A 24,412-nucleotide genomic window follows, 5' to 3' on the forward strand; every position below is an offset into this window, starting at 1 on the left:
TCACCGCACGATCCGCGGTCCCGGGGGCTTGCGCCCGCCGCCCCCGAAGGGCGGCTGGCCGCGCCAGTAGCGGATCATCAGCCAACCGAACAGCATCCCACCCAGGTGGGCGAAATGCGCGACGCCGGGTTGCTGCCCGCTGACGCCGAGCAGCAGTTCGATCACGCCGTATACGATCACCAGGGTGCGCGCCTTCATCGGGATCGGCGGGATCAGCAGCATCACGCGCTGGTTGGGGAACAGCATGCCGTAGGCGAGCAGCAGGCCGAAGATTCCGCCCGAGGCACCGACCGTCGGGTAGGGCGGCTGGCCACTGGACATCGCCCAGATGCCGACGCCGATCTGGCAGACCGCCGCACCGACGATGCAGACCAGGTAGTAGTTCAGGAACCGCCGGTTGCCCCACACGTGCTCCAGCGGCGCACCGAACATCAGCAGGGCCAGCATGTTGAAGAACAGGTGCGCCATGCTCCCGTGCATGAACCCGTAGGTCAGCACCTGCCAGGGCAGGAACCCGCCGACGCCGAAAGCGCCGTCGCTGCCCGGCGGCCACAGCATGAATGCGGCGAACGTGGTTTCAGGCAGCAATTGCTGGAGCAGGAACACCAGGCCATTGGCGATCAGCAAGGCCTTGGTGACGGGGGGAAGATTGGAAAACATCGCGGCTCCCGGATACGAAGCGCACATGGTACTGGCTGGCGCGTGTAGACGCCGCCACACCCGTACAGGGGCCATCGCATGCCCTCAGTCGGGCATGCCCCAGACCTGCTCGTCGAGCACGTCCTCCCGGCTGGGGCTGGCACGCACCCCCTTCACCCGGCCGTCGACGACCATCAGGCCCTCGGCGCGCAGCCGCTGCGTCTGCTCCAGGTAACCCGGCGAATCGACCGCCATCGCGATCCTGCCATCCGACCGCAGGACGCGGTGCCAGGGCAGCGCGGGATCGGTGTTGCCGCGCAGGACCCGCGCCACCAGGCGTGCCCGCCCCGGGAGGCCGGCACGCCGGGCCACCTCGCCGTAGCCGGCGATCTGCCCGCGCGGGATCGCGCGGATCGCCGCCAGGATCCGTGATTCGTTGTCGCGCTTCACGTCGGTCTTGCCGTTCATCGCGTTAGCATACGGGTCCGATCACCGGACCTGTCCCCGCATGCGCAATTTCAGTGCCATCCTGAAGCACCTCAAGACGGCCGGGTACCGGCTCACCGAACACGACATCGACGTGGTGTGCATCGAGCTCTCGCTGGAACAGGGGCAGCGCCACCAGGCGATCTTCCTGTCCGAACTCGACGACGACGACGGCCGCCCCTACCTGCGCGTCAGCACCGCGGTCGCCCCCATCACCACGCTGGACATGCGCCGTGCGCTGGCCTTCAACTGGCACAGCCGGGTCGGCTACCTCGCCATCGGCGACATGGATGGCGTCCCCCACCTGCAACTGTGCGAGAACCGCCCCTACGAAGGCCTGGACCCTGCCGAGATCGACCGCCTGGTCCTCGAGATCGGCGGCATCGGCGACCGCATGGAGCGGGCGCTGTCTGCGGGCGGGGATCTTTATTGAGGTGATTGGTGATTGGTGATTCGGGGATGGGGCATGGGGCGCCTCCGATTCCCCATTCCCGCTGCGCCAGACCGTAGGGTGCAATAAGCGAAGCGCATTGCACCGCGGGCCGCCGACGCTTCTGCGTGTGCCCGCGCCCGCAAGGCTGTATCCCAGCGTTCGCTGGGGTGAGGCTAGACCGCTTGCGCGGCATGGCCGCGCGGTCTGGTCGAACGCCCAGCGCCCTGCGCTGGGCCGGGGGCGGCACCTTCGCCTCTGGCAAAAGGCTGGATCCCAGCGTTCGCTGGGATGACGGACACGCGTAATCGCGCGCTTTCCCGATTCCCGATTCCCGATTCCCGATTCCCGATTCCCGATTCCCGATTCCCGTCGCGTCAGGCCCAGCCCATCGCCCGCAGGAACTCGAAGATCAGGTAGGCGATGCCGCCGGCGGCGGGGATGGTCAGGATCCACGCCCAGATCATCTTCTCGACCACGGTCCACTTGATCGCATTCAAGCGCTTGGCCGTGCCCACGCCCATGATCGCGGACGAGATGTTGTGGGTGGTGGAGACCGGGATGCCCAGCATCGAGGCGCCGAAGATCACCGCCGAGGCGCTGGTCTCGGCGGCGAAGCCGTGGATGGGGTGCAGCTTGACCAGCTTGTGGCCCAGGGTCTTGATGATCCGCCAGCCGCCGGCCGCGGTGCCGGCCGCCATCACCAGCGCGCAGGTGATCTTGATCCACAGGTCGATGTCCTGGGTCGCCATCGCGTTGTCGGACGGGTGCAGGAAGTCCAGCCATGCCGGCAGGTCGTCGAGCGTGCCGACCGACTGCGCACTGAACAGCGTCAGCGCGATGATGCCCATGGTCTTCTGCGCATCGTTCATGCCGTGGGCCAGGCCCATGCCCGCGGCGCTGACCAGCTGCGCCTTGCCGAAGAAGCTGTTGACCCAGCGCGGCCGGGCGATCCGGGCCAGCCAGCCGCCCGAGCGGGCCATCATGGAAATGAAGAAGAACAGCACCCCCATCACCAGGAAACCGGCGGCGAAGCCCAGCACCGGCGAGGTGACCATGGGCACGACCACTTTCCAGAGCACGCCGGCACTGCGGTAGATCGGCTCCTTCGGCTCGGACCAGATGATGGCGTCGAAGTTGTTGGAGGCCGCCGCCAGGGCCGCGCCGCAGAGGCCACCGATCAGGGCGTGCGAGGACGAGGACGGCAGGCCCAGCCACCAGGTGATCAGGTTCCAGATGATGCCGCCCAGCAGGGCGCACAGGATCAGCTGGGAACCCACCTCGACCACGCCGACGTCGATCAGGCCCGAGGCGATGGTCTTGGCCACCGCGGTGCCCAGCAAGGCGCCGATCAGGTTCATGCTGGCCGCCAGGCCCACCGCCTGCATGGGCGAGAGCACCTTGGTCGCGACCACCGTGGCAATCGAGTTGGCGGTGTCGTGGAAGCCGTTGATGTATTCGAAGATGAGCGCCGCGAGGACCACGACGATGACGAGCGTGAGCATCGCGCCAGCCCCCTCAGGAGTTCTTCAGGACGATCTGGTACGCCACGACGCCGGCCTCGCGGCAGCGGTCGATGGCCTTCTCCAGGATCTCGAAGAACTCCTTGAGCAGGAACATCTGCAGGTGGTCGAGCTTGCCCGAGTAGATGTCGCGGTAGAGCTCGAGCATCAGCCGGTCGGCGTCGTTCTCCAGCGCCCGCAGCTCGTCGCTGAGTGCCTTCATCGGCTCCAGCTTCAGCTGGCGCAGCTGCTTGACCATCTTCACCACGACGCTGGAGGCCTGCTCGAGCATCGCTGCGCGGGGCGCGAAGTCGATGTGCTCCAGGTGCTGGGTGGCCAGGGCGTAGCGGTCGGCGAACTTCTCGATCTGCTTGGGGATCTTGTGCAGGGCCGAGGCCAGCGACTCGATGTCCTCGCGCTCGATGGGGGTGATGAAGCTGTCGACCAGCTCTTGGCTGAGCTTGATGGAGACGTCGCGCTCGCGCTGGCGGGCCAGCTTGAACGCATCCAGCGCCGGCTGGCGATCGGACTCGCGAAGCATCGCATGCAGGGCCCGGGCGCTGTCGTGGGCCACCTCGGCCGCTTCCTCGAGCAGGGTGTAGAACTGGTTGCCTTGGCCGAAAATGGTTTGCAGGGAGAACATTGCGCGCTGTGCCTCGTGGTGGGGCGGTCCAGGGTCCGCTCGGTTGCGGTGCGCATTATGACCGTTTCAAGACAGCCGCGCAGGCCTTGCCCCCGGGCCGGCGACCACGCGCGGCGTACAGGCCCCGCCTGCTACTATCGGCCGTTCATCGACATCCCCCTCGACTGCTTCCCGACAATGGACGACGACCCAGAACCCTCCAGTGCCGCCCGGCCCCGCCGGACACCCACGCGACGCCTGCCCTTCCCGGAGCGCCCGCCATGCTGGAACTGACGATCGTCCTGGCCCTGATCGTGCTGAACGGCTTCTTCGCGATGTCGGAGATGGCCCTGGTCACGTCGCGCAAGCTCCGCCTCAAGCAGATGGCCGAGGAGCCCGGCCGCGCCCGCCGCGGCGCCGAGGTCGCGCTCGGCCTGGCCGAGCACCCCGACAACCTGCTCTCCACGGTGCAGGTGGGCATCACCCTGATCGGCGTGCTCACCGGCCTGTTCGGCGGCGAGGCGATCGGCGTGATCATCGCCAGCGGCCTGGAGGGCGTCTGGCCGGGCGCCGCCGAGTATGCCCGGGCGATCGGCATCGGCACCGCCGTGGTCCTGATCACCTCGGGCCAGGTCATCTTCGGTGAGCTGATCCCCAAGCGCCTGGCCCTGACCAACCCCGAGGGGATCGCCGCCGCCGTTGCCATCCCGCTGGACGCCCTGTCGCGGCTGGCCCGGCCGGTGGTCGCCCTGCTGGGCGTGATCAACCGCGCCGTGCTGCGCCTGCTGGGCATCCGCGACGACGCCCGCAGCGAGATCAGCGAAGAGGAGATCCGCCTGCTGGTCAGCGAAAGCCACGAACAGGGCGTGATCGATGCCGACGAGCGCAAGATGGTCTACCGGGTGCTGAGCCTGGGCGACCGCACCGCCGAGAGCCTGATGACGCCGCGCACGCGCATCACCTGGCTCGACGCCGAGGCGCCGCTGGAGGCCAACATGGCGGTGATGCGCGAGACCTCGTTCTCGCGCTATCCGGTCTACAAGGACAACGACAGCGAGGTCCTGGGCATCCTGGAGGCCAAGTCGCTGCTGGACGGACTGGGCCGTTCGGGCACGCCGCGCATCTTCGACCGCCTGCGCGAGGCGCTGTTCGTCTCCGAGTCGACCCATGCCTTCAAGCTGCTCGAGATCTTCCGCGAGGAGCAGCAGTCGATCGCCCTGGTGGTGGACGAGTATGGCGACGTCACCGGCCTGATCACCGTCAACGACCTCTTGGGCGCGGTCATCGGCCGCCTGCAGACCGCCGAATCCGAGGACGACCATTCCCCGGTCGTGCAGCGCGCCGACGGCTCCTGGCTGCTCGATGGCAGCCTGGCGCTCGACGACCTGCGCGACCTGGTCAACGGCGCCCGCCTGCCAGTGGGCGATGAGCCTGATTTCCACACCGCCGCCGGCATGGTCATCAACCATTTCGGCCGGATCCCGCACGTCGGCGAGCATGTCGATTGGGACAACTGGCGGATCGAGGTGGTCGACCTGGATGGGCCGCGCATCGACAAGCTGCTGCTGCAGGCCCTGCCGGACCCGGATGCGGGCAGCGATGACACCCTCGGCTGACCCCGCGCCGCCCAGGCCCGTCGAGGAAGCCGGCACCCGCGCCCTGCTCGATGCCTTCTCGGTGGGTGACCCGGACGACACGCTGCGCCTGGGCGACGTCTTCAACGGACTGGGCAAGCGCTCGTTCGGCATGCTGCTGTTCATCGCCACCCTGCCCGCCTTCATCCCGATCCCGGGCATCGGCGGCGCGATCAGCGGCCCACTCACGATCCTGCTCGGCGCGCAGTTGCTGATCGGCCTGCGCAAGCCCTGGCTACCGGGCTTCATCGCCCGGCACGGCCCGACCCGGCGCCTGATGGTCCGCTTCCGCAACCTGCTCTCACCCTGGCTGAGCCGCCTGGAGCGCGTGGTCAAGCCGCGCGCGGCCGGCGTCCTCGACCACCGGGCCGCCAGCGCCTTCACCGGGCTGCTGCTGATGCTGCTCGGCCTGTTGCTGTCCTTGCCGATCCCGTTCACCAACTACCTGTTCGGCGCACTGATGCTGCTGTTCGCCTTCGCCCTGCTCGAACGCGATGGCCGCCTGATGCTCGTCGCATGGGCCGCGGGCGTGGTGGCGATCGGCGTGTTCGGGGGGCTGTCGGGCGGGCTCGCGGCGCTGGTCGCCGAAGGACTGGCGCGCTTCGGCTTCTAGCCGCCGCCCTTACTGCTGGAGCAGGGCCAGGAACTCGTTGCCCGGCATCGGGTGCCCGAGCCAGTAGCCCTGGGCCTGGTCACAGCCGCGCTCGCGCAGCAGCGCGTACTGGCCCGCCTTCTCCACCCCCTCCGCGATCACGGTGATGCCCAGCGAATGGGCCATCGCGATGATCGCGCTCGTCAGCGCCAGGTCGTCGGGATCTCGCAGGATGTCGGCAATGAAGCTGCGATCGATCTTGACGCCGTCGACGGGCACGCGACGCAGGTGGCTCAGGCCCGAGAATCCGGTGCCGAAGTCGTCGAGCAGCACCTTCACGCCGGTCGCGCGCAGCCGGGCCAGCTCGTCGCTGACGTGCGCCTCGTCGCCGATCACCGCGGTCTCCGTCAGCTCCAGGTGCAGGCGGCCCGGCTCGAGGCCGGTCTCGCGCAGGCAGGCGGCCACGACGTCGGCCAGTTCGCCGCCGCTGCGCAGCTGTCGGGGCGAGACGTTGACCGCCACCGACAGCGGCTCGCTGCCCGGATGGAGCTGTTGCCAGCGCACGGCATCGGTACAGGCGGTATGGAGGACCTTCGGGCCGAGCACCTCGATCAGGCCGCTCTGTTCGGCGACGTCGATGAACACCGAGGGCGCGACCTGCCCGTGCTTGGGGTGGTTCCAGCGCAACAGGGCCTCGGCGCCCACCATCACCCGGTCCGACAGGCGATACACCGGCTGGTAGACCAGGCTCAGCTCGCCGCGCTCCCAGGCCCCGCGCAACTCGTGCTCGAGGTTGACCCGGCGTTCCACCGCCAGGTCCATCGCCCGGCTGTAGAAGCGGTAGCAGTTCTTGCCGGCCACCTTCGCCTGGTACATGGCGATGTCGCCGTTCTTCATCAGCGAAGCCGCGGTCGACGCGTCCTCCGGGAACATGGTGATGCCGATCGAGGTGCCCAGGAACACCTGCCGCTCGTGCACCAGCATCGGTTCGCCCAGGGTCTCGACCAGGGCCTCGGCCAGGCCGGTGGCGATCTCCCGCACGTCGCGGGCATCGCGGCTGGACGCCTGTACCAGGATCACGAATTCGTCGCCACCGAACCTCGCGAGCAGCGCGTTGTCGCCGGCATGGCGACTGATCGCGTCGCGGATGCGCGCAGAACACTGCACCAGCACGTCGTCGCCAGCATCGTGGCCCAGGGTGTCGTTGACCCGCTTGAAGTCGTCGATGTCGGCGAACAGCAGGGCGAGCTGCTGGCCGTCGCCGCGCATCTGCAGCAACTGCTCGTCCAGGGCCTCTCGGAAGGCCAGGCGATTGGACAGGCCGGTCAGGGCGTCGGTGTAGGCCATGCGCCGGATGTCGCGGTCGTGGCGCGCCACGCTCTCGCTCATGCGGCTGAAAGCGCGCAGCAGCTCGCCGATCTCGTCGCGCCGGCGGCTGGTCGGCAGGTCGAGCTCGAAGCGCCCGGCCTCGATCTGGCGGGCCGAGTCCGCGAGCTGGCGGATGGGCCTGACCAGCCAGTGCTGGATCAGCCACAGCAGCACGATCCCGATCAGCACCAGGCTGCCGGTGACCAGCCCCACCCAGATCAGCTGGCGGTGGCCCAACACCCCCAGGCGCTGCCGCATCTCGGTGACGGCCCGCTCCTGGAAGCCCTTGGCCACCTCCAGGTCGAAGCCCATGCGCACGCCGCCCAGGCGCTCCTCGCCGATCATGATCGGCATGGAGACGTCCATGACGTGGTCGTTGAACAGGGTCAGCATCGTCGTGGACGCGGTCACCTCGCTGGCGAACTCGTCGTCCATGCGCTTGCCGTAGCTGGGGATTTCCTCGCTGCCGTCGTGGATGATGGTCCCGGCGACGTCGTAGACCAGGACGTAGCGTGCGTCGGGCTGGCGCAGGGCCGCCGCGGTGAGCTCGCCAATGGCGTCGAGGTCGAAGTAGTACAGGGGGTTCGTCAGCGATTCTGCCAACTGGTTGACCATGCCCTCGCCGCGCCGGTTGAGGCTGTTGCTGACCACCCCCTGCATGGCGTCGCGGGTGACGTCCACGACGTCGCCCTGCATCTGCTCCTCGCGCTTGAGCATGAGCGCCATCATCAGCAGCATCACCATCAATGCAGCCGCCATCAGCAGCAGGAACTTGGTACGCAGGCCCCCGCTCAGCTTCATTCGACCTCCGCCCGCACGCGCTGCACGCCCTGGCCGATCCGGTTCAATGCATCCATCGACACGTCGTCGATGGGCAGGAAGCGCGTGGTGCCGAAGAATTCCCGAAGCGCGTTCGACGCCTCCGGATCATCGGCCGCGCCGACCAGGACTTCGCGCAGGCGGTCGCGGACCTCCGGCGCCATGTTCGGCTGGACCAGTTCCAGCGCGCGCGGGAACTCCGGCGTGTCGCCGATGATCACCAGGTCGCGCTTGAACGCCGTCGGCATCCGGTTGGGATCGTCCCAGTCGAGGTTGCTCATGACGCCGACGTCGACCAGTCGCTTGTGGACCCACGTGGCGATGTTGAGTTCGGATCGCGCGAACAGGTAGCCCACGGCGTCCGGCCCGGCGTGGTCGAGCGGCGACAGCAGCACGTCCAGTGGCATGCCGCGGTCAAGCAGGACAGCCGCCGGCACGAAGTAGGCGCTCGTCGACGAGGGCCGCTGGAAGGCGACGCTGTGCCCGCGGATGCCGTCCAGCGATTCGATTCCGCTGTCGCGGCGCGCGAAGAAGACGCTGTGGTAGTGGCTGCTCCCGCCCCGCTCGGTCAGCAGCAGCGGACGCGCGCCGCCGCGGTCGCGCATCAGCAGCGCCATGCCGGTGGTCTCGGTGATCCAGTCGACCCGGCCCCGGCGCAGGTAGCTCGCCATCTGCTGGGGGTCCTTGGCCATGAGGATCCGCCCTTCGCGGATGCCGACGTCGGCCATGCGCGGGACGACGTAATCCAGCAGCGGTTTGAGCTGCTCGTAGTGCGACTTGGGATCGTCGCTGATCCGCCCCAGCACCAGCACGCCGGACTCGGCGTGGTCCGCCGTGACCGAGCGCTCCCCGGCACGCCCCTCGGTGGACGCAGCCAGGACCAGCAGCAATAGGGCTTGGCAGCACAGGCGCAGGATCAAGGGCGGCGACACTCCGGCGATTTCTCCGGCCAGACTAATCCAAAGCCGGAGGTGCGGCTATCGGCGCGTGCGCCCCGCGCGCGAACTGGGACTGCGAACACATGCTTCAGCGCTCGCCGCCCGCCCGGGCCGCCAGCATCGCCATGCGTTCCACGTCGGCCAGGACCCCGCGCAACAGGCGGACCTCCCGGCTGTCGAGGTCGGCCTTGAGGAACAGGCGACGGAACTTGCGCAGGGCCGATTCGGGCGCCCGTCCCTTGTGGAAGTCGATCGCGTCCAGGGCATCCCCCAGCTGCCCGAAGAAGCCCTCCAGCTCGGCGTGGGAAGCCGGCGGATCACCGTCCCCGGCCGGCGCCGGATCGCCCCCGCCCACTGCCAGCAGGGCCAGCCGCAACTCGTAGGCCAGCACCTGGACCGCCATCGCGAGGTTGAGCGAGCTGTAGGCCGGATTGGCCGGGATATGCACCGCGGCATGGCACAGCTGGAGCTCCTCGTTGTCCAGGCCGGTGCGCTCGCGGCCAAAGACCAGGGCCACCTCGCCCCCTGCCCTTGCGCCGTCCAGGGCCCGGGCCGCGGCCTCGCGCGGCAGCAGCTCGTCCAGGGCGATGCGCCGGCTGCGCGCCGTGCAGCCCAGCACCAGATGGCAGTCGGCCACGGCCTCGGCCAGGGTCGCATGGGTCGCGGCGGCCGCCAGGACGTCGTCGGCGCCGGCCGCCAGGGCCTCGGACTCGTGGTTGGGCGCCTTCTCGGGCGCCACCAGCACCAGCCGGCCCAGGCCCATGGTCTTCATGGCCCGCGCGGCGGAGCCGATGTTGCCGGGGTGCTGGGTCCCGACCAGGACGATGCGCAGGCGGTTGGAGATCGGTTCAGTTGTCGAATGGGTCGTCATCGCCGTCAATGGTAAACTCCGCGACCCGGCCACGCTCGTGTCGTGCCATTGCCGGGTTGCTCTTTTACCTCCTTCCAGTCCGGCCGGCGATCCGCCGCGCCCCACCTCCTTCGTCCGAGGCCGCACCGCCATGCAGAAACCCGCCGTCACCCTCATGGTCAAGGCCGCCCGTGCCGCCGGCAACGTGCTCCTGCGCCACATGCACCGCCTGGATGCGATCAACGTGGTCGAGAAGGACCGCATGGACTACGCCAGCGAAGTCGACGAAGAAGCCGAGAAGGTGGTCATCAAGGAGCTCCGTCGCGCCCACCCGGACTACGCCTTCCTGGGCGAGGAGACCGGCAGCGCCGGCAAGGGCCGCTTCACCTGGGTCATCGACCCCCTGGACGGCACCAGCAATTACCTGCGCGGCCTGCCCCACTTCTGCGTGTCGATCGCCCTGGTCGAGAACGGCGAACCGATCCACGGCGTCATCTTCGATCCCATCCGCAACGACCTGTTCACCGTGAGCAAGGGCAGCGGCACCCAGCTCAACGGCAAGCGCGTGCGCGTGGCCGACCGCAAGACGCTCGAGGGCACCCTGCTGGTGACCGGCTTCCCGCCCCGCGAGCGCAGTCGCGCCAGCGCCCAGCTCAAGACCCTCGACAACCTGCTGCTGGAAGCCGAGGACGTCCGGCGCACCGGGTCGGCGGCCCTGGACCTGGCCTATGTCGCCTGCGGTCGCGCCGATGCCTACTTCGAGGCCGGCGTGAAGCCCTGGGACATCGCCGCCGGCGCCCTGATGGTGCGCGAGGCCGGCGGCAAGGTCTGCGACTTCAAGGGCCGCCCCACCGGCCCCATGGACGCCCGCGGGACTGCCCCGCGCGCCCTGGTCGCCGCCAACCTCAAGGTCTGCGAACTGCTGCAGAAGAAGATCGTCGATACCGGCTACGCGGCGGCATTCGATTGAGGACCGTGATTGGTTATTCGTGATTTGGCATTTGCAGGAAGCAGAAAGGCCGCGGACTCCGCGGCCTTTCTCTTTATCGAAACCACCCGTTACCCATCACTGGAGACCCATCACGGCCTCCGCGCCAGCGCCTCTTCGTCGCGGGCCTTGGGCATGAGGTCCTGCTTGGTGACCTTCAGCGGTCCGATGGTCAACAGGGTGCTGGCGACGAAGATCGAGGACAGGGTGCCGATGACGGCGCCGATCAGCATCGACTCGGCCAGGCCACGCAGGGAGCCGCCGCCGTAGAGGTACAGCGCCAGCATGGTGAGGATCGCCACGAAGGAGGTGATCACCGTGCGCGAGAGCGTCTGGTTGATGGCGGCGTTGATGATGCCGATGGCGTCGCCGCGCATGGATCGGAAGTTCTCACGGATGCGGTCGAAGACGACGATGGTGTCGTTGATCGAGAAGCCCATGACCGAGAGGATGCCGGCCAGCACCGTCAGGTCGAACTCGTGCCCGGTGATGGCGAACCAGCCGGCCACCACGATCACGTCGTGCAGCGTGGTCACGGTCGCGGCGACGGCGAACTTCTTCTCGAAGCGGAACGAGATGTAGATCATGAAGCCGACGACGACGAAGATCAGCGCCCAGACGCCATTGATCGCGATCTCCTTGCCCACCTGCGGGCCGACGAAGTCACTCTTCATGACCGTGCCGGGGTTGCCTTCGATCGCGAGTGCCTGCTGGATCTCGCGCGCCGTGTTCTGGTCCGCCCCACCCTCGCCGTCGCCGGTCTTGGGCTGGACGCGGATCAGCAGGTCGTTGCCGTTGCCGAAAGTCTGGACCTGGGCACTGCCGTAACCGGCGCCATCGAGGCGGGCACGGATGTCGTCCACGTCCACGGGCTGTTCGAAGCGCAGCTCGGTGACGGTACCGCCGGTGAAGTCCAGGGCGAAATTGAAGCCCTTGACCGCAATCGCGCCAACGGAGACGACGACGAGCAGCAGCGCGATGGACAGCGAGATCCAGCGCATGCGCATGAAGTCGATCTTGCTGTCATAGGGAAACAGGTTGAATGGTTTCATCTGGAAAGTGTCCCGGTCAGATGGCAATGGACTTCAGCTTGCGACGACCGCCATAAATGAGCGTGGCGATGGCGCGGGAAGCCGAGACCGCGGAATACATGGAGGTGGCGATGCCAAGGATCAGCGCGACCGCGAAGCCCTTCACCGGGCCGGTGCCGAAGGCGAACAGGGCGACGCCGGCGAGCACGGCGGTGATGTTGGCGTCGGCGATGGTGCCCACGGCGCGGTCGTAGCCCGCCGCTATCGCCGCCTTGACCGGCAGCCCGGCACGCAGTTCCTCGCGTATTCGTTCGTTGATCAGCACGTTGGCGTCCACCGAGAAGCCAACCGTCAGCGCGATGCCCGCCATGCCCGGCAGGGTCATGGTGGCGCCGAACCAAGACATCAGCGCGACCAGCATCAGCAGGTTCAGCAGCAGCGCGATGCAGGTGATGACGCCGAACATCCGGTAGTAGACCAGGAAGAAGCCGAGGATGAAGATGAAGGAGTACTTGATCGCGGTCATGCCGCGCTCGACGTTTTCACGGCCCAGGCTCGGACCGACGATGCGCTCCTCGATGAAGTCCATCGGCGCGGCCAGCGAGCCGGAGCGGAGCAGCAGCGCCAGGTTGGCCGCTTCCTTGGGGCTGTCCAGGCCGGTGGTCTGGAACTCCTTGCCGAACACGCCCTGGATGGTCGCGACCGAGATCACTTCCTCGTTGATGCGGGTACTGCGGATCTCCTCGCCGTTCACCACGCGCACCTCGGGCACGCGTTCGATGTAGACCACCGCCATCGGCTTGCCGACGTTCTCGCTGGTGAACTCGAACATGCGCTGGCCACCGGCGCCGTTGAGGCGAATGCTGACCGAGGGCGTGCCCGACTGCGGGTCCATGCCCGAGGAAGCGGTGACCATCTGGTCGCCCGAGGCGATCACGCGCTTGCTGAGCAGGATCGGGATCGGCCGGCCGTCCGGACCGGTCTCCTTGCGGTCATACAGCTTGCCGTCGGGGGGGACGATGCCCGTGTCACGGGCGCTGGCCGCGTCCGCGTCGAGCACCGCGCGCCACTCCAGGGTAGCGGTGGCGCCGAGCACGCGCTTGGCCTGCGCGGTGTCCTGCACGCCGGGCAGCTGGACCACGATGCGGTCCTCGCCCTGGCGCTGGATGATCGGCTCGGACACGCCGAGCGCGTTGATGCGGTTGCGCAGGGTACCGACGTTCTGCTCGATGGCCTCGACCGCGAGCCGGTCGATCTCGGCGTCGCTCATGCTGACCGTGACCACGCGGTCATCCGCGCTGACCTGCAGGGTGGGCTGGGCGAGGACGATCGCCTCGCGCGCCTGTTCCGCGGCGTCGGCGTCGTTGAGCGTCGCCACCACGGTGTTGCCGGCGCGGCGCTCGACCGACTGGTAGCGGATGCGCTTGTCGCGCAGCAGCACGCGCACGTCCTCGGCGGTCGCCTCGAGCCGCTTGTCGAGCGCGGCCTTCTGGTCGACCTGCATCGTGAAGTGCACGCCGCCCTGCAGGTCGAGGCCCAGCAGCATCGGCTTGCCGCCCAGCTCCTGCAGCCATTCGGGCACCGTCGAGGCGAGGTTGAGCGCGACCACGAAGTCGTTGCCCAGCTCCGGGCGCAGCGCGTCGGCGGCCTTTACCTGGGCGTCCGGATCGGACAGGCGGACGAGCAGGTTGTCGCCATCGATCTCGACCGCCTTGGGGGTCACCCCGGCGGCCTTGAGGCCCGTCTCGACCCGCCCCTTCAGGGCTGCGTCGACCACCGCGCCGCGGTTGGCGCTGACCTGCACCGAGGGGTCCTGCGGGAAGATGTTCGGCAGGGCGTAGACGGTGCTGACGATCAGGATCAGCAGTAGGACAACGTATTTCCAGCGCGCGTAAGTCAGCATCGAAGACATCCTGCGGCGGCCACGTCGGCCGCCCTATCCAATCGGTTGTGGCGCCGGCTCAGGCCGACTTCAAGGTGCCCTTGGGCAGCACGTTGGCGATCGCGCCCTTCTGCACGCGCACCTGCACGTTGTCGGCCACCTGCACGGTGATGAAGCTCTCGCCGATCTCGGTGATGGTCCCGGCGAGGCCGCCGTTGGTGATGACCTCGTCGCCCTTGGCGAGCTTCTCCAGCATGGCGCGGTGTTCCTTCTGGCGCTTCATCTGGGGACGGATCATCAGGAAGTACATGATCGCGATCAGGGCGATCGGGAACAGCAACTGCATGCCCATGCCGCCGCCGGCGGCCGGGGCGCTCTGGGCGTAAGCGGGCGAGATCACGAAGTCGAGCAGGTTCATCAGGGGCATCCTGGGTCGAAATTAACGGGAGATTATGGCACGAGCCGGCCCGTGACCGGGCCGGGGGCCGGAACCGCCGTCCGCGCCGGTCCCCGGGGCGATCCCGGGGTCAGGCGCCGGGCAGCGTCAGGCCCCGGGTGGCATAGAAGGACTCGCGGAAGGCGGCGAAGGTTCCCCGGGCGATCGCCTCGCGCATCCCGGCCATCAGCCGCTGGTAGTAGCGCAGGTTGTGCAGGGTCCCGAGCATGGGGCCCAGCATCTCGTTGCAGCGGTCCAGGTGGCGGAGGTAGGCGCGACTGAAGCCGTTGGCGCAGGCATGGCAGTCGCAGCCCTCCTCGATCGGCCGCAGGTCGTGCTCGTAGGTCGCGTTGCGGACCCGGATCGTGCCGGTCGAGGTGAAGAAGTGGCCGTTGCGGGCGTTCCGGGTGGGCATCACGCAGTCGAACATGTCCACGCCCCGCGCCACCGCCTCCACCAGGTCCTCCGGCCGCCCCACCCCCATCAGGTAGCGGGGCCGGTCGGCGGGCAGCTGCGGGCAGGTGTGGTCGAGCATGGCGTTGCGCTCGTCCTCGGTCTCACCGACGGCCAGGCCGCCGATGGCGTAGCCGTCGAAGCCGATCGCCCGCAGGCCCTCGGCCGAGCGGGTGCGCAGGTCCGGGTGGACGCCCCCCTGGACGATGCCGAACAGCGCCGCGTCGTTGCCCTCGTGGGCACGCCGGGAGCGCTCGGCCCAACGCAGCGACAACTCCATCGAGCGGGCGATGCGCTCCACCGGGACCGGCTGCCCGTCCACGTGCACGGGCGGGCATTCGTCGAAGATCATCACGATGTCCGAACCCAGCACCTTCTGGATGTGCATGCTCTCCTCGGGCCCCAGGAACACCTTGCGGCCGTCGGTCGGGGCGGCGAAATGCACGCCGGCCTCGGTGATCTTGCGCTTGTGCGCCAGCGAGAAGACCTGGAAGCCACCCGAGTCGGTGAGGATGGGGCCGTCCCAGCGCGCGAAACCATGCAGGCCGCCGTGCTCGCCGATCACCTCCAGCCCGGGCCGCAGGAACAGGTGGAAGGTGTTGCCCAGGATGATCTCCGCGCCCAGTTCGCGGACCTGGTGCGGCAGCACGCCCTTGACCGTGCCGTAGGTGCCGACCGGCATGAAGGCCGGCGTCTCGATGGTCCCGCGGGGAAAGCGGATGCGGCCGCGACGCGCCTGGCCGTCTGTCCCCAGCAGCTCGAAGTCCATCCGGCTCATCGCGCGTCCCCGCCCGGCCACAACAGCATGGCGTCGCCATAGCTGAAGAAGCGGTAGCGCTCGCGGATCGCGTGGGCATAGGCCTCGAATACGCGGGCCTTGCCGGCAAAGGCGGAGATCATCATCAGCAGGGTGCTTTCGGGCAGGTGGAAGTTGGTGATCATCGCGTCGACCGAACGGATCCGGTAACCGGGCAGGATGAACAGTCGGGTCTCGCCGGCGAAGGGCCGCAACTCGCGCTCGCCGGAGGCATTTCCCTGCATCGCCGATTCAAGGGCCCGCACCACGGTGGTGCCGACGCCAATGACGCGGCCGCCAGCGGCGCGGGTCCGCCGCACCTGGTCGACCAGCTCGGCGCCCACGTTCAACCATTCGCTGTGCATCACGTGCTGGTCGAGCTGCTCCACGCGCACCGGCTGGAAGGTCCCGGCGCCGACGTGCAGGGTCACATGGCCCATCGAGACGCCGCGCTCGCGCAGTGCATCGAGCAGGGCGTCGTCGAAGTGCAGCCCGGCGGTGGGCGCAGCGACCGCGCCCGCCTCGCGGGCGAACACGGTCTGGTAGCGCTCGGCGTCGTCGGCGCCGGGTTCGCGCTCGATGTAGGGCGGCAAGGGCAGTCGACCGGCCTTGACCAGCCAGCTCTCCAGGGACTCGGACAGGTGGAAGCGGAGGCGGTAGAACTCGCCGTCGCGACCGAGCACCTCGGCTTCGCCACCGGCGTCGAGGACGATCACCGCGCCGGGCTTCGGCGACTTGCTCACCCCCAGCTGGGCACGCGCATCGGCACCGCCGAGCAGGCGCTCGATCAGGATCTCGACGCGTCCGCCGGTGCTCTTGCGGCCGAACAGGCGGGCCGGGATCACCCGGGTATCGTTGAACACGAGCAGATCGCCGGGCTCGAGCAGCGCCGGCAGCTCGCGGAAGGCGCGGTCGCCGAGCACGCCCGGCTCGGGCGGAACCACGAGCAGGCGGCTGGCCGAGCGCTCGGCCAGGGGCGCCTGGGCGATCAGTTCGGCGGGGAGCTCGTAATGGAAATCGGACTTTCTCAAACGGGGATCTTCAAGGCCTGGCGGGCCCGGCGCCAGTGCGCCCGGGGCGGGGCCGCCCATTGTAAGAGCTTCCGCGCCGGGGCGAGGCCGGCCTCAGCGCTCGAACTTCGCCGACAGGATGATCGAGGACGTGGTGCGCCCCACCCCGTCGATGGCGCCGATGCGATCGGTCAGCTCGTCCATGTCCTCGACGCTGGGCACCACCCCCATCGCGACCAGGTCGAAGGGGCCGCTGACCGAGTGCAGCGCCCGGACCTCGGGCATGGCATGCAGGGCGTCCACCACCGCCGCCATCTGCTTGGGCAGCACGGTGATCATGATGTGCGCGCGGATATGGCCGTGCTCGGCCTGGTCGTGCACGCGAACGGTATAGCCGCGGATGACCCCCTGCCGCTCCAGTCGCTCGATCCGGCTCTGCACCGTCGTGCGCGACAACTGCAGGCGCCTGGCGATCTCGGCGGTCGAAGCCCGCGCGTTCTCGCGCAGGACGGAAAGCAGCTGCTGGTCGGCGGCGGTGATCTTCATCTGGACGAAATTTTTCGGCGATTCGACGAAATCTAACCTAAATCCGTCCAAATCCACACTGTCTATCGACGAGAGATTGCAGATAATAGGGAGATGACGCCCCAATAAGGAGACCCACATGGCCGTGACCGATACCCTCGCCCCGCTGCGCGCCCACGCTGGCTCGCGCCGCACGGTGGGCCTGGACGACGCCACCCTGCTCCGTTTCGCCGAGCGCCACCCCGCCCTCGTGGAGGCCGTCGAGGCCGCCGCCGCCGAGTACGCGCGCATCAAGGGCGAGTTCGCCGACTTGCTCGACCTGGACGAGGATGCGCAGGCACGCGCCGTGCAGGCCGGCTACATCAACTTCTACCCCGACGACGCGGTGAACCCCTACGTGGCCCTTGCCGCGCGCGGGCCGTGGATCGTGACGCTCAAGGGCGCCGTGCTGCACGACTCGGGCGGCTACGGCATGCTCGGCTTCGGCCATGCGCCCGAAGCGGTGATCGAGGCCATGGCGCGCCCGCAGGCGATGGCCAACATCATGACGCCGAACCTGTCGCAGCTGCGCTTCGAACGCCTGCTGCGCGACGCGATCGGCCTGGGCCGCGACTGCCCCTACGCGAAGTTCCTCTGCCTGAACTCCGGCTCCGAGTCGGTGACCCTGGCCGCGCGCATCGCCGATGCCAACGCCAAGACCCTGACCGACGAAGGCGCCCGCCATGCCGGCCGCGCCATCAAGCGGGTGGTCGTCAAGGGCGCGTTCCACGGCCGCACCGACCGTCCGGCGCTGTACTCGGACTCGTCGCGCAAGACCTATGAGAAGTTCCTGGCCAGCTACCGCGGCGAGGATTCGGTCATCGCCGTGCCGCCCTACGACATCGACGCACTGCGCCGTGTGTTCGCCGACGCCGAGACGCATGGCTGGTTCATCGAGGCGATGTTCCTGGAGCCGGTCATGGGTGAAGGCGACCCGGGCCGCAGCGTGCCGCGCGACTTCTACGACGCCGCCCGCGAACTGACCCGCGCACACGGCAGCCTGCTGCTGGTCGACTCCATCCAGGCCGGCCTGCGCGCGAACGGGGTGCTGTCGATCGTCGACTACCCCGGCTTCGAGGGCGCCGAGGCGCCTGACATGGAGACCTACTCCAAGGCACTCAACGCGGGGCAGTACCCGCTTTCCGTGCTGGCGGTCAACGCGCGTGCCGCGGGCCTGTACCAGAAGGGCCTGTACGGCAACACCATGACCACCAACCCGCGTGCGCTCGACGTCGCCAGCACGGTGCTGTCGATGGTCACGCCCGAGCTGCGCGAGAACATCCGCGCGCGCGGCGCCGAGGCCCTGGAGAAGCTCGAGGCCCTGAAGACCGAGCTGGGCGGCGAGATCACCAAGGTCCAGGGCACGGGCCTGCTGTTCTCGTGCGAGCTGTCCCAGGACTTCAAGTGCTACGGCGCCGGCTCCACCGAGGAGTGGCTGCGCGAGCACGGCATCGGCGTGATCCATGGCGGCGTGAACTCGCTGCGCTTCACCCCGACCTTCGCGATCACCAGCGAGGAGATCGAACTGCTGGTCGGCATGATCCGGCGCGCCCTGAAGGAAGGTCCGCGCGCACGCCAGGCCGCAGCCGCCTGAGCGCGATTGTTGGTGCATGGAGGAAGGCGGCCGCAGGGCCGCCTTTTTGTTCGCACTCACCCATCCCAGACGTGGGCTTCTTCGGCAGTTCGTCGTCCACCCGGCACCAGTCCCCGTAGCCCGGGTAAGCGCAGCGCACCCGGGGCCTCGATTCCAGGGCCGTAGGGTGGGTAGAGCCGAAGTCGAAACCCACCGCCGCGCAGCCGCACGCATGACGAACGATGGGTTTTGCTTCGGACAACCCGCCTCGCGATGCGGCGCAGGCGCGCCTGCTCCCGGCCCGGCGCCACGCGCTGGGCTCCAGCTTCGCTTGCGAGCCCGGCCTCCGGGCGGCAAGGTACTCGCTGAACGCCCTGCCCGTCGTCCCTACTCCCAGCAGCGGTCGCGCCGTCCCTTGAGGGTCGCCTCGCGGGCGCAGTCGCGCGGCGCGATGCGGCCCTCGGTCCGCTCTTCCACGCGCTTCGGCCCCGGCCCGGCGTCGACCAGATCGAAGGCATCGTAAAGCCGCCCGGTCGCGGTGCGTGCTTCGTAGCGCAGCCGCCCGTCGGCGATGCGGATCACCTGGAACCACTGGGTGTCCTCGCCCACCGGCGACATCGTCGCCCGTGCTTCGTCGGACAGCCGGTACTGCTTGGCCCCGGCGACCGACACCACGAACACCGGCGCGCGCGAGGCCTCGTCCAGGCCGCGGCGGCCGTAGGTATGGTCGTGGCCCTGCAGCACCAGGTCGACATTGCGCGCGCGCAGCACCGGCAGCAGGTGTTCGCGCAGCGCCGAATTCTCGCGGCCGTCGCGCGGCGAGAAGAACGGCTGGTGCACGACGACGATGCTCCAGCGGCCCGGGTTGGACGCCAGGACTGCATCCAGCCATCGGGCCTGGCGGGCAGCGCTGCCCAGGTCGAGCGCGGACGTTCCGTCCAGGACCGCAACCCGCACGCCCTGGTGGTCGAACCAGTAGGTGGTTGGCGCATCGCCGCCGCCGATGCCGTTGCCCGGCAGCGCGAACTGCAGCGGCCAATGCCGGCCGAGCACGCGGCGTTCGCGCGGCGTGTCCTCGAACTCCTCGAAGTACTCGTGGTTCCCCGGCGCCGGCGCCGTCAGCGTCCAGCCCGAGAGTGCGTCGGTGGCGTCGAACCACTCGCCCCACTCGTTGTCGTCGTCGCCGTCGCCGCCACTGACCAGGTCGCCCGCATACAGCACCAGGCTCGCCCGTGGCGCATGCCGCGTTGCTTCACGGACGACGCGGGTGGTCAGGCTGGCGTTCTTGTTCTGGGTGTCGCCGAAGTACAGCAACTCCAGGGGCTCGCCGGGCAGGCCCGCCGTGCGCAGTTGCATCCACGGGCTCCAGGCGTCCTCGCCCTGCACGCGATAGGCGTACAGCGTTCCCGGTCGCAGGCCATCGACGTCGGCGCGATGGTGGTGCGCCGGCCCATTCTCCGCCGTCAGTGCGCGCGTCTGCGCGCGGATCCGGCGCGGCACGCCCATGTCGGGCGAGTCGCCAGCGACGACGATCTCGAGCCAGGGCGACTCGATCCCGGCGCCGCTGCGCCAGGCGACCGCGAAGCCACGGGCGGCGTCCTCGGCGGGCGTGGCGACGATGCGGTCGGGGAAGGCGCCGGCCACGTAGCGCGAGGCGCCCGTCGGAACCAGGGTATTGGGCTCGACCGTCCGCTCAACGGCGCCCGCGGGCGCGCCCGACAGCAGCGCGAGGCCGAACGACAGCAGGGCCGCGCGAACCCGGTGAGCTCCCATGTCAGTTCGCACAGGTCTTGAGCGACAGCGCCCTGGCGATGTCGCGCCAGTCGAAGGCCGACACACCCTGGTCGTCGTCGACCGCGTAGAAGACGCCCTCGGGGAAGCGCGCGTTCCCCGACATGTCGAGCCAGACGCCGTCGGTATTCGCGGTCCGGGTGCCGGCGAAGGCACCGACGTGGGCCAGGCTCACGCGATCGAAGACGTGGAACAGGCTGCGGTCCTTGAACTGGTCGGTGGCGAGCCAGTAGCCACTGCCATCGTCGCAGGCATGCAGCGCCATGCCCTCGGCCTGCGCCTTGAACAGGCCGGCGCCGACATCGCGCCCCCGGTAGCGTCCGTCGAGTCCGTACTCGCGCAGGCGCGTGCCCACCGCGACGTCCTCCTCGGCGAGCAACAGGCGATCGTGCGCCACGTCGCCGAACAGCGATTCGGCGATGCGGATCGCACCGGCGGCATCGGTGGCGCCGAAGCTGCCCACCAGCGTCGCCGACCACTCCCCGTCGTGCTCGACGAGGGCGTAGCGGCGGAAGCGGCGGTCGAGCTCGGCGAGCGGCGGCGGCACGTCCTCGTCTTCGTCGGACATGTAGTTGTCGCTGACGATCACTTCGTAGCCTTCGCCCAGGTGGCGGACCCACAGGCCGTAGGGCTGCACGAGTTCGCTGGCACCGAAGCTGGCGACGGGCTCGAAGCCCGGCAGCGCGAACGCCTGCACGCGGCGGTTGTCGCGCTCCACCACCAGCACCAGGTCGTCGATCACGGCGATGCCGTTCGGACGGTCCAGGCGGCCAGCGCCCGTCCCCGGCCCGGCCACTTCGCGGATGCGTTCGCCGGTGTCGCCGTCGTAGACCACGAGCGTGTCGGAGGTCTTGGCGGTGGCGATCAACCAGCGACGCCCATCCGGTGCGCGCCAGGACGCGGGCGAGTCGATGTTGTCGGCGGGCGCCGGCGCGGTGGTGAAGGCTTCGGCGACGACGCGATGCGGGATCGCGTGGTCGGCGAGGAGCGGATCGACCTCGACGGCCTCGTCGGGTTCGCGATCGGCCGTCGCGCCCCTTTCGGGCGGGGCCGTGTTGCAGGCGGGCAGGAGGGCAAGGACGAGCAGGAGGGGCAGCAGGTGATTGGACACGGAGGGATCCCGGCAATGAAAGTGTCAACAAAGCGCCATTTTCTACGCGTCCCGCGTGACAGTGAGGTTGCAGCCTTTTCGCAGCCGGGGCCCGTCGAACGCGCGCTTCGCTGCGATCCGCCAGCAGGTCATGCCAGCGCCACGAATGCGTCATGGACCTGCCATCTGGCGGACGTACAAATGCCGCTTTTACTGAACGCGGACCTTCCGTACATGAAGCGCAACTCCCTGGCCACCGGCCTGTCCCGAGCCCTCGTCTGCGCCGCGCTGATGCCGGCCAGCCTTCCCGCATTCGCGCAGGACGCGCCCGGCGACGCACCCGCCTCGCTCGCGCCGACCGCCAATGCCTCCATGGGCGCGATGGTGGCCAAGGACCTGGACACGGTGGTCGTGCAGGGCGAGATCGCCTACCGCGACCGCACCAACGACATCGAACCCACCCTGGTCTACGACCTGGAGTATTTCCAGCGATTCGAGCCATCCACCGTCGGCGACATGCTCAAGCGCGTGCCCAGCGTGGTCTTCGTGTCCGACGTGCTCGAGTACGACGCGGTGCAGTTGCGCGGCCTGAGCGCGGCCTACACCCAGGTGCTGGTCAACGGCAAGAAGGTGCCGGGCGCCGGCGACGACCGCTCGTTCTGGGTCGACCGCATCCCCGCCGAGCTGGTCGAGCGGGTCGAGGTGCTGCGCAGCAACAGCGCCAACCGTTCCGGCGACGCCGTGGCCGGCGCGGTCAACATCATCCTGCGCGATGCCTACGATTTCGACGGCAGCTACATCCGCCTCGGCGCCATGCACTACGACGACGGCGAGATCCAGCCGACCTTCGCGGCGGTCACGTCGGGCGAAGCCCTGGGCGGACGCCTGCTCGCGGGCATCAACGTACAGGACCGCTACAACCCGAAGATCAAGCGCAGCGATCGCTTCGAGTCCCCGGACGGCGATTTCGTCGACGCCGAGGACCAGACCGACACCCGCGACGGCAAGGACTATTCCGCCAACCTGTCCTACACCGCGGACATCGGCGAGAGCGGGCGCCTGTCGCTCGATGGCTTCTACGTGCGCACCGATCGCGACCAGGTCGAGGTCTCGACCGAGTACAACGCGCGCCGCCCGGAGGACGCGACCGAGATCGCGAACGTGCCCGGCCTGACCCGCATCGACCAGGACAACTGGGGCATCGGCGCCGAATACCGCTTCGACATGGCCGGGGGCAGGACCGAGATCGACCTCGACCATGCACGCTTCCAGGACCGCAGCACGGAGAGCGAGGAAGAGATCGCCTACGAGGACGGCGAATGGGACGGCCATGAAGCCGAGGCGCTGGACATCGACGCCAGCGACACCGAGACCAGCCTCAAGATCGCCCATTCCCGCCCGCTCGGCGCGGCCTCCATGGAGTTCGGCGTCGACCTGCGCAGCAAGGACCGCGACTCCACCCACACGTACTACGAGTTCGAGGCCGACGACGAAGCCGACCCCGTGGTCTACGAGCTGGACGCGATCGTGCGCAGCCGCATCGAAGAGACCCGCATCGACCCCTACCTGATGTTCACCGGCGATGCCGGACCGATGGCCTGGGAAGCCGGCCTGCGTTACGAGACCACGCGATCCGACATCGAGGGCGACGACGGCCGGGCGTCGAACGACTACGACGAACTGCTGCCCTCGCTGCACCTGAAGTGGGATCTGGGCGAGGCCAGCCGCATCCAGCTCTCGCTGGCCCGCAGCCTGCGCCGTCCGGCGTTCAACGAACTGACCCCGGCGCTGCTGCAGGAGGAGTTCGGCGACAACGACTTCCTCGGCAATCCGCTCCTGGACCCCGAGACCGCCAACGGCATCGACCTGGGCTTCGAACATCGTCTTGGCAAGCGCGGCGTGGTCGGGGTGAACCTGTTCTACCGCGACATCCAGGACCTCATCGAGACCGTCAACACGGGTGAGCCCAACGAGACCGCCTTCGACGACTACGCCGACGACATCGCCGACTACATGGACGAGAACGGCGTCAGCGAGGACGAAGCGCTCGCCGCGGTGCCGTTCGACCCCGACAGCTTCATCTACACCGCCCGCAACGTCGGCGACGGCAAGGCCTGGGGCGTGGAGCTGGACCTGTCCACGCCGCTGACCGCGATCGGCCTGCCGAACACCGGCGTGTTCGTGAATTACTCCTGGCTCGACAGCGAGGTCGAGGACGAGCTGGGCACGCGCCGCTTCAACAACCAGGCCGAGTACGTCTACAACGTCGGCTTCATCCAGGACCTGCCCGCGTGGGGTGCCTCCTTCGGCGCCAGCTACCGCAAGCAGGGGGAGGCCTTCATGCGCGTGCTGGCCGAGGAAGTGCGGACCACCTACGACGGCGACCTGGAAGTCTTCGTCGAGAAGCGCTTCGGCGACAACATCTCGGTGCGCCTGAGCGGCACCAACCTGCTCGACGCCTACAAGCGCGAGTACTTCGACAAGTTCGACAACCTCGCCGACCAGCTCGATCGCGACTACGACGAGTACGAGCTGGAAGCCGAGCATGCCGGCCCGCGTTACCAGTTGGTGATGCGCTGGGCCTTCTGACCGCGTCCGCGCACTCGGCGCGCCCACCGGATGCCCCTGCCGGGCACCGCGTGGGCGCGCGCGCCTCCCCGACGCGTTGCCGTCAGGGGCGACTTGGCGGGCGATTGCTCACGCCCGTCCGCCCGGCGGAGGGCGGCCTCCCGGCATTCGGCCTTGCGGGATCGGCACGACCCTGTTCGATGGAGACCGCTCACGAGTCCCCGGCAACGGCGCGGGCGGCAACATTCCAACACGTACGTTACGACGGCAAAGGCCCAACGGCTGGATCCCAGCGTTCGCTGGGATGACGAGCCAAACAGACACGGCCCAGTGGCCGTACGGTGCCCGCG

20 protein-coding genes and 2 pseudogenes are annotated in these 24,412 nt (G+C 68.8%); 6 read left to right on the forward strand and 16 right to left on the reverse strand.

The window, feature by feature from the left end; genetic code table 11:
* Positions 1-660, reverse strand: a complete 660-nt coding sequence (locus FKV25_RS10445) for a rhomboid family intramembrane serine protease (protein WP_141518744.1) — start codon at positions 658-660, stop codon at positions 1-3.
* A gap of 84 nt (positions 661-744) precedes the next feature.
* Positions 745-1,107 (reverse strand): MGMT family protein, encoded by a 363-nt coding sequence (locus FKV25_RS10450; RefSeq protein ID WP_141518745.1) that lies wholly within the window; start codon positions 1,105-1,107, stop codon positions 745-747.
* Positions 1,108-1,147: 40 nt separating this feature from the next.
* On the opposite strand from FKV25_RS10450, the gene FKV25_RS10455 reads away from it, so the two are divergent.
* Positions 1,148-1,558, forward strand: coding sequence for a hypothetical protein (locus tag FKV25_RS10455; protein ID WP_141518746.1), 411 nt, complete (start codon positions 1,148-1,150; stop codon positions 1,556-1,558).
* Between the two features lie 374 nt (positions 1,559-1,932).
* Here FKV25_RS10455 and FKV25_RS10460 read toward each other — a convergent pair whose 3' ends face one another.
* The gene (locus tag FKV25_RS10460) at positions 1,933-3,060 is read right to left on the reverse strand and encodes an inorganic phosphate transporter (protein ID WP_141518747.1); all 1,128 of its coding nucleotides are present in this window, start codon (positions 3,058-3,060) and stop codon (positions 1,933-1,935) included.
* A 13-nt stretch (positions 3,061-3,073) separates the two neighbouring features.
* Positions 3,074-3,700 (reverse strand): DUF47 domain-containing protein, encoded by a 627-nt coding sequence (locus tag FKV25_RS10465; protein ID WP_141518748.1) that lies wholly within the window; start codon positions 3,698-3,700, stop codon positions 3,074-3,076.
* Between the two features lie 260 nt (positions 3,701-3,960).
* Here FKV25_RS10465 and FKV25_RS10470 point away from each other — a divergent pair, with 260 nt between their 5' ends.
* Positions 3,961-5,295, forward strand: coding sequence for a hemolysin family protein (locus FKV25_RS10470; protein ID WP_141518749.1), 1,335 nt, complete (start codon positions 3,961-3,963; stop codon positions 5,293-5,295).
* On the forward strand, positions 5,279-5,926 hold the full coding sequence (locus FKV25_RS10475; RefSeq protein ID WP_141518750.1) for an exopolysaccharide biosynthesis protein: 648 nt from the start codon (positions 5,279-5,281) through the stop codon (positions 5,924-5,926). The genes FKV25_RS10470 and FKV25_RS10475 overlap by 17 nt, the downstream gene beginning before the upstream one ends.
* 9 nt (positions 5,927-5,935) lie before the next feature.
* Here FKV25_RS10475 and FKV25_RS16680 read toward each other — a convergent pair.
* The 4 genes and pseudogenes from FKV25_RS16680 to FKV25_RS10490 form a co-directional block, all read right to left on the reverse strand.
* Positions 5,936-6,685 (reverse strand): annotated as a pseudogene (locus FKV25_RS16680) (putative bifunctional diguanylate cyclase/phosphodiesterase); the annotation flags it as partial.
* A gap of 69 nt (positions 6,686-6,754) precedes the next feature.
* Positions 6,755-8,074 (reverse strand): annotated as a pseudogene (locus tag FKV25_RS16685) (diguanylate cyclase domain-containing protein); the annotation flags it as partial.
* The gene (locus tag FKV25_RS10485) at positions 8,071-9,024 is read right to left on the reverse strand and encodes a phosphate/phosphite/phosphonate ABC transporter substrate-binding protein (protein WP_425462624.1); all 954 of its coding nucleotides are present in this window, start codon (positions 9,022-9,024) and stop codon (positions 8,071-8,073) included. The pseudogene FKV25_RS16685 and the gene FKV25_RS10485, both read right to left, overlap by 4 nt.
* A 94-nt stretch (positions 9,025-9,118) precedes the next feature.
* Positions 9,119-9,901 (reverse strand): RNA methyltransferase, encoded by a 783-nt coding sequence (locus tag FKV25_RS10490; RefSeq protein ID WP_141518752.1) that lies wholly within the window; start codon positions 9,899-9,901, stop codon positions 9,119-9,121.
* Between the two features lie 130 nt (positions 9,902-10,031).
* On the opposite strand from FKV25_RS10490, the gene FKV25_RS10495 reads away from it, so the two are divergent.
* Complete coding sequence (locus FKV25_RS10495) at positions 10,032-10,850, forward strand: inositol monophosphatase family protein (RefSeq protein WP_141518753.1); 819 nt, start codon at positions 10,032-10,034, stop codon at positions 10,848-10,850.
* Between the two features lie 110 nt (positions 10,851-10,960).
* On the opposite strand, the gene secF is transcribed toward FKV25_RS10495, so the two are convergent.
* The 6 genes from secF to FKV25_RS10525 all read right to left on the reverse strand — a co-directional run bounded on the left by secF (position 10,961) and on the right by FKV25_RS10525 (position 17,022).
* Positions 10,961-11,920 (reverse strand): protein translocase subunit SecF, encoded by a 960-nt coding sequence (gene secF, locus FKV25_RS10500; protein ID WP_141518754.1) that lies wholly within the window; start codon positions 11,918-11,920, stop codon positions 10,961-10,963.
* Between the two features lie 16 nt (positions 11,921-11,936).
* Complete coding sequence (gene secD / locus FKV25_RS10505; RefSeq protein ID WP_141518755.1) at positions 11,937-13,802, reverse strand: protein translocase subunit SecD; 1,866 nt, start codon at positions 13,800-13,802, stop codon at positions 11,937-11,939.
* A 58-nt stretch (positions 13,803-13,860) separates the two neighbouring features.
* Positions 13,861-14,199 carry a preprotein translocase subunit YajC gene (yajC, locus tag FKV25_RS10510; protein WP_141518756.1) on the reverse strand — a complete coding sequence of 113 codons (339 nt, stop codon included), beginning with the start codon at positions 14,197-14,199 and terminating at the stop codon, positions 13,861-13,863.
* Between the two features lie 109 nt (positions 14,200-14,308).
* Positions 14,309-15,448 carry a tRNA guanosine(34) transglycosylase Tgt gene (gene tgt / locus FKV25_RS10515; RefSeq protein WP_141518757.1) on the reverse strand — a complete coding sequence of 380 codons (1,140 nt, stop codon included), beginning with the start codon at positions 15,446-15,448 and terminating at the stop codon, positions 14,309-14,311.
* The gene (queA, locus tag FKV25_RS10520; protein WP_211345414.1) at positions 15,445-16,557 is read right to left on the reverse strand and encodes a tRNA preQ1(34) S-adenosylmethionine ribosyltransferase-isomerase QueA; all 1,113 of its coding nucleotides are present in this window, start codon (positions 16,555-16,557) and stop codon (positions 15,445-15,447) included. The genes tgt and queA overlap by 4 nt, the downstream gene beginning before the upstream one ends.
* Before the next feature lie 33 nt (positions 16,558-16,590).
* Entirely contained in the window at positions 16,591-17,022 is a 432-nt protein-coding gene (locus FKV25_RS10525; protein WP_141518759.1) for an Lrp/AsnC family transcriptional regulator, read from the reverse strand.
* Positions 17,023-17,140: 118 nt separating this feature from the next.
* Between FKV25_RS10525 and FKV25_RS10530 the strand changes: the two genes are divergently transcribed.
* On the forward strand, positions 17,141-18,634 hold the full coding sequence (locus FKV25_RS10530; protein WP_141518760.1) for an aminotransferase class III-fold pyridoxal phosphate-dependent enzyme: 1,494 nt from the start codon (positions 17,141-17,143) through the stop codon (positions 18,632-18,634).
* A gap of 366 nt (positions 18,635-19,000) precedes the next feature.
* Here the strand turns inward: FKV25_RS10530 and FKV25_RS10535 are convergent, their stop codons facing one another.
* On the reverse strand, positions 19,001-20,386 hold the full coding sequence (locus FKV25_RS10535) for a purple acid phosphatase family protein (protein WP_141518761.1): 1,386 nt from the start codon (positions 20,384-20,386) through the stop codon (positions 19,001-19,003).
* 1 nt (position 20,387) lies between these two features.
* The gene (locus FKV25_RS10540; protein ID WP_425462625.1) at positions 20,388-21,515 is read right to left on the reverse strand and encodes a phytase; all 1,128 of its coding nucleotides are present in this window, start codon (positions 21,513-21,515) and stop codon (positions 20,388-20,390) included.
* Between the two features lie 213 nt (positions 21,516-21,728).
* On the opposite strand from FKV25_RS10540, the gene FKV25_RS10545 reads away from it, so the two are divergent.
* A complete protein-coding gene (locus FKV25_RS10545) occupies positions 21,729-24,083 on the forward strand; it encodes a TonB-dependent receptor plug domain-containing protein (protein WP_141518762.1) in 2,355 nt (784 codons plus the stop codon).
* Positions 24,084-24,412: the final 329 nt, after the last annotated feature.

This window comes from Marilutibacter aestuarii (assembly GCF_006546775.1).
In the GTDB taxonomy this organism is placed as follows: Bacteria; Pseudomonadota; Gammaproteobacteria; order Xanthomonadales; family Xanthomonadaceae; genus Marilutibacter; species Marilutibacter aestuarii.